This window comes from uncultured Roseovarius sp. (assembly GCF_947259555.1).
Taxonomy (GTDB): domain Bacteria; phylum Pseudomonadota; class Alphaproteobacteria; order Rhodobacterales; family Rhodobacteraceae; genus Roseovarius.
Map to the genome: position 1 here is coordinate 14,289 of NZ_CAMYMD010000020.1, position 14,641 is coordinate 28,929.

The window sequence follows — 14,641 nt, forward strand, 5'->3', positions numbered from 1 at the left end:
ATCGAAGTCTTGACGCGCAACCCGTTCACGTTCCGCTACTATGGCTCCGATTATTGCGGCTTCTGACCCGACTTCTTTCAATCGCTTGCGGTATCCGCTACCCACGCCCATATGGATCGCATCCATGGCAGAACTTCACAGGCAGACAATGACATTTCGCAGCCGCATCGGCGCTATTCTCGATACATCCTTGTTTCAGAACACCATCCTCGGCGTGATCCTCTTCAACGCCGTGATCCTTGGCATGGAAACCTCAGGGCCGATCATGGCGCAGGCGGGTGGGGTGATCACGCTTCTGGACAAGCTGTGCCTGTCGATCTTCGTGGTCGAGATCGCGGCCAAGCTCTATGCGCGCGGCATTGCCGGGTTCTTCAAACGGGGCTGGAACATCTTTGACTTCGTGATCGTCGGCATATCGCTGATGCCCACCACTCAGGGCCTTTCGGTGCTGCGTGCGTTGCGCATCCTGCGTCTCTTGAGGGTGGTGTCGGTGGCACCGTCGTTGCGCCGCGTGGTCGAAGGGCTGGTCACGGCGCTACCGGGGATGGGGTCTGTTTTCCTGCTGATGGGCATGATTTTCTATATCGGCTCTGTGATGGCGACCAAGCTCTTTGGTGCGGACTTTCCGGAATGGTTCGGCGATCTGGGGCGCAGCGCCTATTCGCTGTTCCAGATCATGACGCTGGAATCCTGGTCGATGGGTATCGTGCGCCCGGTGATGGAGCAGTTTCCCTATGCGTGGGCCTTCTTTGTCCCTTTCATCATGGTCACGACCTTTGCGGTGGTGAACCTGCTGGTCGGTCTGATCGTGAATTCGATGCAGGATGCGCACCACGCCGAGGATGTCGAGAAAACCGACACCTACCGCGATGAAGTGCTGACGCGGCTGGCGCATCTGGAAACGCTCATCAAGGACGCGCATGACACCGGGCCCAAGGGCTGAGCGGCGGACATTGGCTTGCACAACGGGGCAAGGCGCGCTAACCCGCCGGGGATACCAGCGGGATGGATGCGATGAGTGATCTGCGGGACAAATATCTGACAGCGATTGCGGATGCGGGTGATGAGACCACGCTCGAAGACCTGCGTGTGCAAGCGGTCGGCAAGAAGGGCGAGATCAGCCTGAAGATGCGCGAACTGGGCAAGATGAGCCCCGAAGAACGCCAAGAGGCCGGACCGCGCCTGAATGCGCTGAAAGATGAGATCAACAGCGCCTTGGCGGCGAAGAAGCAGGCGCTGGGCGATGCCGCTCTGGATGAGCGGTTGCGCGGTGAATGGCTCGACGTGACGCTGCCGGGGCGGCCGTGCCGGCAGGGCACGATCCATCCTGTCAGCCAAGTCACCGAAGAGGTCACGGCGATCTTTGCGGATATGGGATTTGCCGTAGCAGAAGGGCCGCAGATCGAGAGTGACTGGTACAATTTCGATGCGCTGAACATTCCGGGCCACCATCCGGCACGGGCCGAGATGGACACGTTCTATACGCATCGCGCCGACGGTGACGACCGCCCGCCGCATGTCCTGCGCACCCATACCAGCCCGGTGCAGATCCGCACCATGCAGGCCGAGGGCGCGCCGATCCGGGTGATCGCGCCGGGCCGTGTTTACCGCGCGGATTACGACCAGACCCACACGCCGATGTTCCATCAGGTCGAGGGCCTGGCGATTGACCGCGATATCTCGATGGCCAATCTCAAATGGGTGCTGGAGGAATTCGTCAAGGCGTTCTTCGAGGTGGATGATGTGGAACTGCGCTTTCGCGCGTCGCATTTCCCGTTCACCGAACCCTCGGCCGAGGTGGATATCCGCTGTAGCTGGGACGGCGGCACCCTGAAGGTCGGCGAGGGCGACGACTGGCTGGAAATCCTCGGCTCCGGCATGGTGCACCCCAAGGTCTTGGAAGCCGGGCATATCGACCCCAACGAATGGCAGGGCTTTGCGTTCGGCATGGGCATCGACCGGATCGCGATGTTGAAATACGGAATACCGGACCTGCGGGCGTTCTTTGATTCAGATCTGCGCTGGCTGCGGCATTACGGGTTTGCAAGCTTGGACGTGCCGACGTTGCATGGTGGGTTAAGTAGGTGACAGTCGCTAATTGGATAACCATTTTCGTTCCAATAATTGGACTTGTTGGAGCGGGGATAATTTATCATGTCCAAAAATCCGTTGATAGAGCAAATCAAATCCGCGCTGAGCGACGGGATTTGTATCGTAGGCTCGTTTCGGCTTTTAATAGCTTCAATTCATCTCTTCTTAGGGGGAAGTCTTCTGAAGCTATGACCCATTATATTGAATATAAAGGACTTGAAGCCGAAACCATTATTTGTGCGCCAGACCATGTAGTTGAGGCGCTAAACACTCTGTCACCACTAATGTCAGCTTACGCTAAGGCAAAGTTTGTCGATAACGCGGAAAGCGATATCTCTAAAGAGGTGCGTAATGCGTATGAAAATGCGATCGAAGCGATGCGCCTCGATATTCTTGGTGATACAAAGATAACCCGTCAGTTAATTGCAGGATTCACCACGGGCTTGATCAGTTCAATATCTCGTTTTCCTTGATTCAGCGTAGAGCGGGAGATGGATGTCAAGCCACAATGCGGTTCTGACCCGCTTCTCTTTCTCGCATCGACAGGTCGCCGCAACCCCTCTAGGCTCTTCTTGAAAAGGAGTCGCCCCATGTCGCTGACCCAGCTTGTCTATGCCTCGCGGCCCTTCGGGTTCGATCAGGCGGTGCTGTCGAATATCCTGATGGATGCTCGCCGCGCCAATGCGCGTGACGATATCACCGGGGCATTGATCGCGCGGCATGATCTCTATCTGCAACTGCTTGAGGGACCGCCAGACAAGGTCGAGGCCGCCTATCAGCGCATTCGCCATGATGACCGGCACGTTGAGGTGACGCGGCTGGTCGAGCATCCTATCGAGACGCGGCTCTTTCCCGGTTGGACGATGCGCGACGATCCGGCGCAAAGCTGGGTTTGGAGCATCGAGGACGTGCGCGCCGGCGCAATTGAGCGTGACGAGGCCGGGCCGGAGGCGCTCGGGTTTTTTGAACGTCTTGCAAGCACGGAGTAAGATATAGGGGCGCGTGCAACGCCTGTCGGAACGTCTTGCCATTGCCTGCGGAGAGCACGCATTGACCGAGATAAACACTGAACGTAGGGCTCAGGCCAAGACGTGGCTAGAGATAGCCTGACGCGCGAAAGCTGAGTTCTTCGGATTTCCCGATGATGATATGGTCATGCAGGACGAGGCCAAGCGCCTCCGCCGCTGTCTGGACCTGGCGTGTCATGTCGACATCGGCGGGTGAGGGCGTCGGATCTCCTGAGGGGTGGTTATGAACAAGGATGAGCGCGCTCGCGTTGTGATGTAGCGCGCGCTTGACCACTTCGCGCGGATAGACGGGGACGTGATCGACGGTGCCGCGTGCCTGTTCCTCATCGGCGATGAGGGTGTTCTTGCGGTCGAGATAGAACACGCGAAACTGCTCTATTTCGCCATGCGCCATTGTGGTGTGACAATAATCCAGCAACGCATCCCAGGATGAGATCACCTGTCGTCGCAGAACCCGGGCACGGGCCAAACGGTGCGCCGCAGCTTCGACGATCTTGAGTTCGGTCGCGACGGCCTCGCCTACGCCTGAAACCTCGGTCAGCCGCTCGAGAGAGGCAGATATCACGCTGTTGAAATCGCCGAATCTTTCCAAGAGTTGATGCGCCAGAGGTTTCACGTCGCGGCGGGGTATCGCGCGGAAGAGTACCAGCTCGAGCAATTCGTAATCCGGCATTGCCAGTGCGCCGCCTGACAGAAAACGGCTGCGGAGCCGATTGCGATGATCCCGGATGTAAGAGGGCTGCCTGGTCGTCGTTGCCGTTGCGGTCGGTGCCGCCGGTTCGTCCTGAAACAGCGGCAAGGACAACTCTGAGAAATTACGCGTCCGGGTCATGACCCAACTGTGCCTCAAGAGCGTTAGCGAGGGGTTAACGCGGCTCAGATCGGTGGGGAAGGGTGGTGACCCCGGCCCAAGCGGGCCGGGGAACGCTCAGCTTTTCATCGAGTCCCAGAAGCTGCGGACCGTCGAGAAGAAGCTCTTGCTTTCGGGATTGTTATCCTCGCTCAGCGCATCGAATTCGCGCAACAGCTCTTTTTGCTTTGCGGTCAGGTTCACGGGGGTCTCCACCGCAAGTTCGATGAACATGTCGCCATGCGTGCCACTGCGCAGGGCCGGCATGCCCTTGCTGCGCAGACGCATCTGGCGACCGGATTGCGATCCGCCGGGGATCTTGACCCGGCTTCGCCCGCCATCGATTGTCGGTACCTCTATGTCACCGCCGAGCGCTGCCTTGGTCATTGACACGGGCACGCGGCAAAAGAGGTTGGTATCCTCACGCTCGAAGAGCTCGTGCTTGGCCACCTCGATAAAGATATAAAGGTCGCCCGCCGGTCCGCCGCGCATACCAGCCTCGCCCTCACCGGCAAGCCGGATGCGAGTGCCGGTCTCGACGCCTGCGGGAATGTTGACCGAGAGCGCGCGATCTTTCTGAACCCGGCCCTGACCTTGGCAGACATTGCAGGGGTTCTTGATGATCTGACCCAGACCACCACAGGTCGGGCAGGTGCGCTCGACCGTGAAAAACCCTTGTTGCGCACGAACCTTGCCCATGCCCGAGCAGGTTGGGCAGGTGGTTGGCTGTGCGCCACCCTCGGCGCCCGAGCCGTCACATTCGTCACAGGGCACGGCGCTGGGCACCTTGATGGTCTTTTGCAGGCCGCCATACGCTTCTTCTAGCGTTACCCGCAGATTGTAGCGCAGATCGGCACCCCGCGCCGCGCGCTGCCGTCCACCACCGCCACGCGCGCCGCCCATGAAGTCGCCGAAAAGATCGTCGAACACGTCAGAGAAGGCCGAGGCGAAATCGCCTTGGCCGGCGCCCATGCCGCCGCCGGGCCGCGCGCCGCCGCCGCCACCCATGCCACCTTCGAAGGCGGCGTGGCCGAACCGGTCATATGCGGCCTTTTTGTCGGGGTCCTTGAGGACGTCATACGCCTCTCCCGCCTCCTTGAACTGACGCTCAGAATCGGGATTGTCAGAATTTCGGTCGGGATGAAGCTCTTTCGCCTTGGTGCGATAGGCTTTCTTTATTTCATCTGCCGAGGCGCCCTTGGACAGCCCGAGCACTTCGTAATAGTCACGTTTGGCCATCGGGGATCTCCTTGGTATGAACCAGCTTGGGCCGTCTCGGATCTGTGCCGAAACGGCCCGCTTGGTTCAGGACGTGCCTCAGGCGCGCTTGTTGTCGTCGAGGTCCTCGAAATCAGCATCGAGAATTTCGTCATCGTCGCCGCCGCGATCCGCCGCTGTGGGCTCGTCGTCAGCCTCGCTCTGGCTGGCCTTGTAAATCGCCTCACCCAGCTTCATCGATGCTTCGGTGACGTTCTGGATGCCGGCCTTGATCTTGTCGGCATTGTCCCCCTCGAGATCGTCCTTGAGAGACGCAATGGCCAATTCGATCGCCTCGACCGTCGTCGGATCGACCTTGTCGGCATGCTCTTCGACCGACTTCTCGGTCGAATTGATGAGGCTCTCGGCCTGGTTCTTGGCTTCGACAAGCTCGCGGCGGGCCTTGTCGGCCTCGGCGTTCTCCTCGGCCTCCTTGACCATTTTCTCGATATCTTCCTCGGAGAGGCCCCCCGACGCCTGAATCGTGATCTTCTGCTCCTTGTTCGTGCCTTTGTCCTTGGCCGAAACAGAAACGATGCCGTTGGCGTCGATGTCGAAGGTCACTTCGATCTGAGGCATGCCGCGCGGGGCAGGCGGGATATTCTCGAGGTTGAACTGGCCGAGCATCTTGTTGTCGGACGCCATCTCGCGCTCGCCCTGGAAGACACGGATCGTCACGGCCGACTGATTGTCCTCGGCGGTCGAGAAGATCTGGCTCTTGTTGGTCGGGATCGTGGTGTTGCGGTCGATCAGACGGGTGAAGACACCGCCAAGCGTCTCGATGCCGAGGCTGAGCGGGGTCACGTCGAGCAGCACCACGTCCTTGACGTCGCCCTGCAGCACGCCCGCCTGAATCGCGGCGCCCATGGCCACGACCTCGTCAGGGTTCACGCCCTTGTGCGGCTCCTTGCCGAAGAACTTGGTCACTTCCTCGACGACGCGGGGCATGCGGGTCATGCCGCCAACCAGAACCACCTCGTCGATGTCAGAGGAGGAAATACCAGCATCCTTCAACGCGGCCTGACAGGGCTTCATCGAAGACTTGATGAGGTCACCGACCAGGCTTTCGAGCTTGGCACGGGTCAGTTTGACGACCATGTGCAGCGGTTGCCCGTCCGAGCCCATCGAGATGAACGGCTGGTTGATCTCGGTCTGGCTGGAGCTCGACAACTCGATCTTGGCTTTTTCCGCAGCTTCCTTGAGACGCTGGAGCGCCATCTTGTCCTTGGTCAGGTCGACGCCATGCTCTTTCTTGAACTCGTCGGCGAGGTAGTTGACGATCCGCATGTCGAAATCTTCACCACCGAGGAAGGTGTCGCCGTTGGTCGCCTTGACCTCGAAGAGGCCGTCGTCGATTTCGAGAATGGTCACGTCGAAGGTGCCGCCGCCAAGGTCATAGACCGCGATGGTGTGGGTATTTTCCTTTTCGAGACCATAGGCAAGCGCGGCCGCCGTCGGCTCGTTGATGATGCGCAGCACTTCGAGGCCGGCGATCTTGCCGGCGTCCTTGGTGGCCTGACGCTGTGCGTCGTTGAAATACGCGGGCACGGTGATGACGGCCTGCGTCACCTCTTCGCCAAGATAGCTCTCGGCGGTTTCCTTCATCTTGCCGAGGATGAAGGCGGAAATCTGCGACGGCGAATATTTTTCGTCGCGTGCCTTTACCCAGGCATCGCCATTGCCGCCGTCGATGACGGTGAACGGCATGTTCTTCTTGTCTTTCGCCAGATCCGGATCGTCTTCGCGGCGACCGATCAGGCGCTTGACGCCGAAGATTGTGTTTTCCGGATTGGTGACAGCCTGCCGTTTGGCGGGCTGGCCGACAAGACGCTCGCTCTCTGTGAATGCGACGATCGAGGGTGTCGTGCGCGCACCCTCGGAATTTTCGATCACGCGGGCCTGAGAGCCATCCATGATCGCAACGCAGCTGTTGGTGGTGCCGAGGTCAATACCGATAACTTTGGCCATGTTTTTCGATCCCTTCTACTTAGGCGATGTTACAGAGGCTGGACCCGTTTTGGCATCCTGCCCCCGGTTGAATGACAGGGCCGCCGGTGGCGTCACCTGTGGTTCCGGGCGTATATAGGCAGGCGAGTGTGTGCCTGCAAGCACCGGCACGGGATCGATCCGTCGAAATTGCCCCTAATTGACGCTATAAAACGGAAAAGGAGCAGCGCGATGACCCAACCCTCCCTGATCCTGCGGGGACTCGAGATCTACCGGGCGTTCCTGGAGTCGAACGCGCAATCAGAATTGGTGGAGAATCTGCGTCACGTCGTGGCCCAAGCCCCGCTTTTTGCGCCGGTCACACCCTCGGGCAAGGCGATGAGCGTGCGGATGACTTCGGCTGGGAAATATGGCTGGGTGACGGACCGGCAGGGGTATCGCTACGAGCGCCGTCATCCCGACGGTATGGACTGGCCGCCGATTCCCGAGACGGTGCTGGCGATCTGGCGCGATCTGGTCAGCGCGGACCGTTTGCCCGACTGTTGCCTGATCAATCACTATTCTGAAGGCGCGCGGATGGGCCTGCATCAGGATCGCGACGAAGCAGATTTTGGCTGGCCTGTCCTGTCCATCTCGCTGGGTGATGACGCGCTCTTTCGCATCGGCAACACAACGCGCGGTGGCAAGACCGAGTCGATCTGGCTGAACTCGGGCGATGTGGTCGTAATGGGCGGCGCGGCGCGCCTGACCTATCACGGGGTGGACAGAATTCGCGTCGGCACATCAACGCTCCTGCGCGGGGGTGGTCGGGTGAATCTGACTTGCCGGGTGGTGGATTAACGCCGCGCGTTCCAACTGCTCGACGCATATTGGCGGGTATAGAACTCACCCATCAATCCGATCATCAAGAGCACGATGCCCACGTATATCGGGTATTCCAGAGAGGTCCGATGTGGAAAGTAGTTTATGAATACATAGCCGCGTGTCTGGTCGATGATATGGAACAGCGGGTTCCAGTCGAACATCGCCATCATGAATCCGGGCAGGGTATTGACCACGAACATCTTGCCCGATGCGATCATGTTTGCACGTTGATAGATCGACGTGAAAATTGCCACGAAGGCCGGAAACCACGGCTTGATCGCCAGCAGCACCAGACCGACAGCAACGCCTGTGAACCACGCAAGCAGGACCATGCCTAATGCCTCGACCGGTTTGTAAATGCTGATCTGCACAAAGCCGACATGGTAGACGAACAGCACCACGAACAAGGACAGCACCTGAATATAAAGCGCGCTGAGAGCGGCAGAGCTGATCGCGATGATCGTGTTCATTGGCGCGTGCTGCATCATTGGCGAAGACGGCCCTTCTGCCCCCACGATCGCGCTCATGGCCTTGATGTGCGAAAGGTACATGAAAATACCCGACATCATGAACAGCAGAAAATCCCCGCGCAGCGCCGCGCCCCTGAGGCCGAGCACCGCAAACATCAGGTAGAAAGCGAGCACCATGATGACGACTGTCAGAATGTTCATGATGAGCGCGATAATCGCATTACCGTGCCCTTTGCGCACATCGCGGACCGTCGCGTGATAAATTAGCTCCGCGATGATGATCGCGGAATGGAGCCGTGATTTGGGGCGTGCGGTTCTGAACATCGGGAAATTCGTCGTTGGCCTGTCGTTTTATGGTTCGGGTTTCTTGCTGTCGCGCTTTGAGCGTATCATAAGGGGCCGCAAGTAATCCATTGATTAACGGCGCAAGGTGGCGTCTTAGAGGCAGAGGAGCGGCATTTTGGAGTACGACAGGCTTATTCTGGTGATGCGCAGGCTCGCATTGGAGGCCGGTGACAAGATCATGCAGATCTACGAGGCCGAAGATTTCGAGGTCAAGGTAAAGTCCGACGACAGCCCGGTGACAGAGGCGGATGAGGCAGCGGATGCGATCATCTCCGCAGGGCTTCGCGCCGAGTTTCCCGATGTGCCGCTTGTGACAGAAGAGCAGGCGGCGTCGCATCTTGAACAGGCGCAGACCTTTCTGATCGTTGACCCGCTGGACGGAACCAAGGAATTCATCAATCGGCGCGGCGATTTTACCGTCAACATCGCATTCGTTGAGGACGGTGTTCCAACACGGGGGGTTGTCTATGCCCCGGCGCGGGAGCGGATGTTTTACACTATGGCGGATGGCGTGGCGGTCGAAGAACACGGCCCGTTTGCCAAGGATGCGCCCGGCAATCGTTGGTCGATCCGCGTGGCGAATTCGGACAATGCCGCTCTGATGGTGGTGGCGAGCAAGTCGCATCGCGATCAGGCCACGGACGATTACATTGGCAAATATGCCGTAAAGGACATGAAGAGCGCGGGATCGTCGCTCAAGTTCTGTCTCGTGGCAACCGGGGAGGCAGATATCTATCCGCGGCTTGGCCGCACGATGGAATGGGATACCGCCGCCGGGCATGCAGTTCTCAGCGGCGCCGGGGGCAAGGTTGTGCGTTTCGACACGCATGAGCCGCTCGTTTACGGAAAAGACGGTTTTGCCAATCCATTTTTCATCGCCTATGCGCCAATGGTATTGCTGAAAAAAGCGTGATTGGCGGCAGGTTTGACTGGTGATCCTGCCGCGCCGTGGCGCGCAGGACGCCCTAATCTCGGAATGTTCCGAGCATAATGACAACAAGTCATGAATTTTAACCTTAACAAGATGCAAAATGGCCTGCATTCGTGTAGGATGTACTAAAAAAAGGTGCACAGGAGCAGGTGTAATGCGTAGCAAGGTATCCAAAGCGATTTTTCCGGTTGCTGGACTCGGGACCAGATTTTTGCCGGCCACCAAATCGGTACCCAAGGAAATCATGACACTCGTCGATCGTCCGCTGGTTCAATATGCCATTGACGAGGCGCGCGCGGCAGGGATCAAGGAATTCATCTTCATCACGTCACGCGGCAAGGGCGCTCTGGAAGATTATTTCGACAACGCGCCCCAGCTTGAGGCTGAATTGCGACGTAAGAACAAGACCGACCTTTTAGAGCTCCTCAAATCCACAAATATGGATAGCGGCGAGGTCGCTTATATGCGCCAGCACAAGCCGCTTGGGCTGGGTCATGCGGTGTGGTGTGCAAGGCGGCTGATCGCGAACGAACCCTTTGCCGTCATCTTGCCCGATGATGTGATCGCGGCGGAAAAGCCGTGTCTTGCGCAGATGGTCGAGGCGTTCGAGGAAACCCAGGGGAACATCGTCGCGGCAATGGATGTGCCGGACGAAATGACCAAGTCTTATGGCATTCTTGATGTCAAGGAGGACATGGGCAGCATTGTATCGACCAAGGGCATGGTCGAGAAACCGGAGCCAGGCAGCGCACCGTCCAATCTGGCTGTTATCGGACGATACATCCTGACGCCCACCGTGTTGCAAAAGCTGAACCGCAAGCAAACCGGTGCCGGTGGCGAGATCCAATTGACCGACGCGATCGATGCGGCGCGCGCAGATGGCGAAGAGGTCTATGGCTTTCGCTTCAAGGGTGAGCGCTTTGATTGCGGGTCCAAGGCGGGGTTCTTGCGCGCGACGGTGGCCTTCGCGCTTGCGCGAGAGGATTTGCGCGACGAGCTCTGGAATTACATCTCGGACGTAGTACACGCCGACAAAGCCGCGCAGTAAGGCAGTCACAAGGGGACGAACCGTGACGAATATTCTGGTCACGGGCGGGGCGGGCTATATCGGCAGCCACGCTTGCAAGACATTGGCGGAGGCAGGCTATACGCCTGTGACCTATGACAATCTGTGCACCGGCTGGCAGGAGGCGGTTCAGTTCGGTCCTTTTGAATTGGGTGATCTGACTGACCGCGATCGGCTGGATCAGATCTTTGCCGCCTATCAGCCCGCCGCCGTGATGCATTTCGCAGCCCTCAGCCAGGTTGGCGAGAGCATGCGCGAGCCTGGGCTTTATTGGCACAACAATGTCGCCGGATCGCTCAACCTGATGCAGGCAGCGGTGGCGGCCGGATGTCTGAACCTGGTGTTCTCGTCGACCTGCGCCACCTATGGCGATCACGACAACGTGGTGCTGAACGAGGCGAGTGCGCAGCAACCGATCAATGCGTATGGCTCTTCAAAACGTGCGATAGAGGACATGCTGCGTGATTTCGAGATAGCCTTCGGCCTGCGGCATGTCATCTTCCGCTACTTCAATGTGGCGGGCGCGGACCCTGACGCCGAGGTCGGAGAGTTCCACCAGCCCGAGACGCATATTGTCCCGCTTGTGCTGGACGCGGCCTGCGGAAAACGAGATGCATTAACCATTTTCGGCACCGACTATGACACGTCCGATGGCACCTGCATTCGAGATTATGTGCATGTTTGCGATCTCGTGGAGGCGCATGTCCTCGGGCTCAAGTGGCTTGAGGATGACAAGAGAAGCCGTGTTTTCAACCTGGGCACCGGCAAGGGCTTTTCGGTGCGCGAGGTGATCGATGCCGCGGCGATGGTAACCGGCACCGAAGTGCCGGTACTTGAGGGCGCGCGCCGTGCGGGCGATTGCACGCGGCTTGTCTCCGGCTCGACGCGGGCCGAGGAAGAGCTGGGCTGGACGCCCACGCGCTCGACACTTGAGCAGATGATCGGTGACGCGTGGCGTTGGCACCAGACTGGACATTACGACAAATAGCACCGACGCTGCCGCGTGGGATCATGAGGGCCGCATGGGCAGAGCGGAGAGGATAAACGATTTGGCACAGGCCTATCGGTTGCGATGGAAGCGCCGCCGCCTGCTCTGGCGCAGTTATCGCAAACGCCGGCAATTGCGCGCGCTCATCGACCGGACGCCGCAGATCAAGCCCCACGATATCCTGTGCTTCAGCACGGTTCGAAACGAGGCGCTTCGCCTGCCTTGGTTTCTTGAGCACCATCGCCAACTCGGTGTGCGGCATTTCCTGATCGTGGATAACGCCAGCGACGATGGCACGCGTGACTACCTGGCGGCGCAGCCCGATGTCTCGCTCTGGACAACGACACACAGTTACAAACTGTCCCGTTTCGGGGTGGACTGGCTGACATGGTTGCAGATGCGGCATGGCCACGGGCATTGGTGCCTGACGCTTGATGCCGATGAATGTCTGATCTACCCATATCACGACACCCGCCCCTTGCCCGCGCTCTGCGCCTGGCTTGATGCACAACAGTGCGCGTCCTTCGGCGCCTTGATGCTGGATATGTATCCCAAGGGCCGCCTCTCGGAGTCGCGCTACAGCGCGGGACAAGATCCGTTTGCGCATCTGTGCTGGTTTGACGGTGGCAACTACGGGATGCGGCGCAAGGCGGATTTGCAGAATCTCTGGATTCAGGGTGGACCGCGCGCGCGGATGTTCTTTGCCTCGGATCCCCGTCGCGCGCCCACGATGGGCAAGATTCCGTTGGTTAGGTGGCATTGGCGCTACGCCTATGTGAGTTCGGCGCATTCGCTGCTGCCTCGGCACCTCAACCACGTCTATGACCGGCACGGCGGCGAGCTGACGTCGGGTGTGCTCTTGCACAGCAAGTTTCTCGACACCGTGGTAAACCGATCCGCCGAGGAAAAGGGCCGACAGGAGCATTTTGCCAACAGTACGCTCTATGACGGGTATTATGACGCGTTGACCGACGATCCCGATTTGTGGTGCGAGACGGCGACGCGCCTGACTGGATGGCGTCAGATCGAGGCGATGGGCCTCATGTCGCGCGGCGGATGGATTTAGCGAATCTCCGCCAGGAGCGCATGATGGCGCGCGGTGTAGGCCGCGCGAGTCTCGGTGGGCGGTCGCAGGGTGATCGTGAGGTCACGGATGGTCTCGGGGCTGGGTTTGCCGAAAAAGCGATCTGCCTCGGCAACGGTAAAGCCTGCAATTTCGGTGGCTTCCATCCAGGCGCTGATCTTGTCGGCGGTCTTGATCTGTTTTTTTACCGCAGCCGGGATCGTGGCAGGCAGGCCAAAGCGGATATGGATCGCGGCCGCGAGCCGCTTGTCAAGCTCGTCATAGCCCGGGCCGACGGCGTTTTTCACGGGCGAGATCATGTCACCAATCACGTACTCGGGCGCATCATGCAGGAGCGCCGCAAGCCGCCATTTCGCGGGCGCGCGCGGGTTGAGCCGGGCATAGAGCCGTTCCACGAGCAAGGAATGCTCGGCCACGGAATAGGCAACGTCACCTAGCGTCTGCCCGTTCCAGCGCGCGACAAAGCTGAGGCCGTGGGCGATATCCTCGATCTCGATATCGACCGGGGTCGGGTCGAGCAGGTCGAGCCTGCGGCCCGAGAGCATCTTTTGCCAGGCGCGGGGTGTGGGCATGCGGCCTCCGGAGCGTTGAGTGGTCCTGCCTAGCCCGACCGGGTGGGATTTGCAAAGGCTTGCGCGATCTGTGCCAGAAGCTTTGAGTCCGCCCGCGCGGCGAGAAAGTTGTAGCCCTTGTAGCGGTCTGTCTTGAGGGCGCGGATCGTGGGTATGTCGGGCATCGGTATCATGTCGGTCTCGATGGAATAGAGTCGCATATCGGGGTCCGAGAGCAGCTCTGCGCTGACCGTGCAGGCCGGATCGTTGCCGTGATCCTCGTAGATCAGGACGGCGCCCTCGGAGAGTGCACGCGTGGCCCCGGCGACCGCCGCGACTTCGGCGCCTTCGACATCCAGTTTTATCAGGGCTGCCGCGCCCTCGGGAACGATATCGTCGATGGCCAGCGTCTCGACACGCTCGACGCGATCCTGCGCGCTTGCAGGGGTGTCGGTTTCCAGCCGGGCGGAGGCATGGCTGAGATGGGTGTTGACGAAGCTCATCTCCTCGCCCGAACGCGCATGGATGGCAGCGCGATGCAGCGTGACTTTGGGCAGATCGCGGGCATTGCCCGACAGGTCGGCAAAGGTCGCCGCCGACGCCTCGACCGCGATCACCCGGTCAAACAGCGGTGCCGCGCGCGTGGTCCAGTACCCCTTGTTCGCCCCCAGGTCACAAAAGAGCGGCGTCGCCCCCGAGGCCGCCGTCAGCACGCGGGCGACCTCGGGCTCATAGGGCGCGCGGTAGAGCGCAAAACGCGTCCAGTAGCCGTCATTCAAGGCGATGCGGTAGGGCGGCGCACCGCCCTCATGCAGAAACACCGCCCCATCCGGGCCGAAGACGCGCCCCAACTCGCGCGCGAAGCGCCCATAGAGACCGCGCGTCACCGCGAGCCGAAAGAGCCCCATCAGGAGCATGTATTGCAGCTGCGCGGCGGGGCCGGAGAAAGTCAGGTGACGGTTGCTCATCGCCGCAGAGGTAAAGAGGATGCGCGCTTGGTTCCAGACCAAAACACGTATCCCACACGCGCTTGTGTCGCGAGTTTTAACAGGCTGCTGAAGAAGTCAGCCTTGAAGGACGTTATTCTTCCCCCACGGTTTGAAGGTGGCTCTTTGCGACTGCGGACGCCGGGTCGGGTTTGCCCCCTTCGTCAGGGGGCAAGGAGTTTC

15 protein-coding genes are annotated in these 14,641 nt (G+C 59.7%); 9 read left to right on the top strand and 6 right to left on the bottom strand.

Features of this window, described 5'->3' with window-relative positions; translation table 11 throughout:
* Positions 1-148: 148 nt before the first annotated feature.
* The 4 genes from Q0X85_RS03070 to Q0X85_RS03085 all read left to right on the top strand — a co-directional run bounded on the left by Q0X85_RS03070 (position 149) and on the right by Q0X85_RS03085 (position 3,080).
* Positions 149-943: an ion transporter gene (locus Q0X85_RS03070; protein WP_297768837.1), complete on the top strand. Its 795-nt coding sequence runs from the start codon at positions 149-151 to the stop codon at positions 941-943.
* A gap of 71 nt (positions 944-1,014) precedes the next feature.
* Positions 1,015-2,088 (top strand): phenylalanine--tRNA ligase subunit alpha, encoded by a 1,074-nt coding sequence (gene pheS / locus Q0X85_RS03075; protein WP_297768839.1) that lies wholly within the window; start codon positions 1,015-1,017, stop codon positions 2,086-2,088.
* Complete coding sequence (locus Q0X85_RS03080; protein ID WP_297768842.1) at positions 2,085-2,564, top strand: hypothetical protein; 480 nt, start codon at positions 2,085-2,087, stop codon at positions 2,562-2,564. The genes pheS and Q0X85_RS03080 overlap by 4 nt, the downstream gene beginning before the upstream one ends.
* 117 nt (positions 2,565-2,681) lie before the next feature.
* On the top strand, positions 2,682-3,080 hold the full coding sequence (locus tag Q0X85_RS03085) for a BLUF domain-containing protein (RefSeq protein ID WP_297768845.1): 399 nt from the start codon (positions 2,682-2,684) through the stop codon (positions 3,078-3,080).
* A gap of 106 nt (positions 3,081-3,186) precedes the next feature.
* On the opposite strand, the gene radC is transcribed toward Q0X85_RS03085, so the two are convergent.
* The 3 genes from radC to dnaK all read right to left on the bottom strand — a co-directional run bounded on the left by radC (position 3,187) and on the right by dnaK (position 7,194).
* Complete coding sequence (gene radC / locus Q0X85_RS03090) at positions 3,187-3,951, bottom strand: DNA repair protein RadC (RefSeq protein ID WP_297768848.1); 765 nt, start codon at positions 3,949-3,951, stop codon at positions 3,187-3,189.
* A 96-nt stretch (positions 3,952-4,047) separates the two neighbouring features.
* Positions 4,048-5,208, bottom strand: coding sequence for a molecular chaperone DnaJ (gene dnaJ / locus Q0X85_RS03095; RefSeq protein WP_297768851.1), 1,161 nt, complete (start codon positions 5,206-5,208; stop codon positions 4,048-4,050).
* Between the two features lie 78 nt (positions 5,209-5,286).
* Positions 5,287-7,194: a molecular chaperone DnaK gene (dnaK, locus tag Q0X85_RS03100; RefSeq protein ID WP_297768854.1), complete on the bottom strand. Its 1,908-nt coding sequence runs from the start codon at positions 7,192-7,194 to the stop codon at positions 5,287-5,289.
* A 210-nt stretch (positions 7,195-7,404) separates the two neighbouring features.
* Between dnaK and Q0X85_RS03105 the strand changes: the two genes are divergently transcribed.
* Entirely contained in the window at positions 7,405-8,013 is a 609-nt protein-coding gene (locus Q0X85_RS03105; RefSeq protein WP_297768858.1) for an alpha-ketoglutarate-dependent dioxygenase AlkB, read from the top strand.
* Here Q0X85_RS03105 and Q0X85_RS03110 read toward each other — a convergent pair.
* Positions 8,010-8,831, bottom strand: coding sequence for an ABC transporter permease (locus tag Q0X85_RS03110; protein WP_297768860.1), 822 nt, complete (start codon positions 8,829-8,831; stop codon positions 8,010-8,012). The two genes, Q0X85_RS03105 and Q0X85_RS03110, sit on opposite strands and share 4 nt — an antisense overlap.
* A gap of 136 nt (positions 8,832-8,967) precedes the next feature.
* Between Q0X85_RS03110 and cysQ the strand changes: the two genes are divergently transcribed.
* From cysQ to Q0X85_RS03130, 4 genes are all read left to right on the top strand, one after another.
* The gene (gene cysQ / locus Q0X85_RS03115) at positions 8,968-9,765 is read left to right on the top strand and encodes a 3'(2'),5'-bisphosphate nucleotidase CysQ (protein ID WP_297768863.1); all 798 of its coding nucleotides are present in this window, start codon (positions 8,968-8,970) and stop codon (positions 9,763-9,765) included.
* A gap of 172 nt (positions 9,766-9,937) precedes the next feature.
* Positions 9,938-10,831, top strand: coding sequence for a UTP--glucose-1-phosphate uridylyltransferase (locus Q0X85_RS03120; RefSeq protein ID WP_297768866.1), 894 nt, complete (start codon positions 9,938-9,940; stop codon positions 10,829-10,831).
* 22 nt (positions 10,832-10,853) lie between these two features.
* The gene (gene galE, locus Q0X85_RS03125) at positions 10,854-11,837 is read left to right on the top strand and encodes a UDP-glucose 4-epimerase GalE (protein WP_297768868.1); all 984 of its coding nucleotides are present in this window, start codon (positions 10,854-10,856) and stop codon (positions 11,835-11,837) included.
* A 34-nt stretch (positions 11,838-11,871) separates the two neighbouring features.
* Positions 11,872-12,903 (top strand): glycosyltransferase family 2 protein, encoded by a 1,032-nt coding sequence (locus tag Q0X85_RS03130; protein WP_297768871.1) that lies wholly within the window; start codon positions 11,872-11,874, stop codon positions 12,901-12,903.
* On the opposite strand, the gene Q0X85_RS03135 is transcribed toward Q0X85_RS03130, so the two are convergent.
* Positions 12,900-13,493 (bottom strand): HD family hydrolase, encoded by a 594-nt coding sequence (locus tag Q0X85_RS03135; protein WP_297768874.1) that lies wholly within the window; start codon positions 13,491-13,493, stop codon positions 12,900-12,902. The genes Q0X85_RS03130 and Q0X85_RS03135 overlap by 4 nt on opposite strands.
* 29 nt (positions 13,494-13,522) lie before the next feature.
* Positions 13,523-14,482 carry an FkbM family methyltransferase gene (locus Q0X85_RS03140; protein WP_297768876.1) on the bottom strand — a complete coding sequence of 320 codons (960 nt, stop codon included), beginning with the start codon at positions 14,480-14,482 and terminating at the stop codon, positions 13,523-13,525.
* Positions 14,483-14,641: the final 159 nt, after the last annotated feature.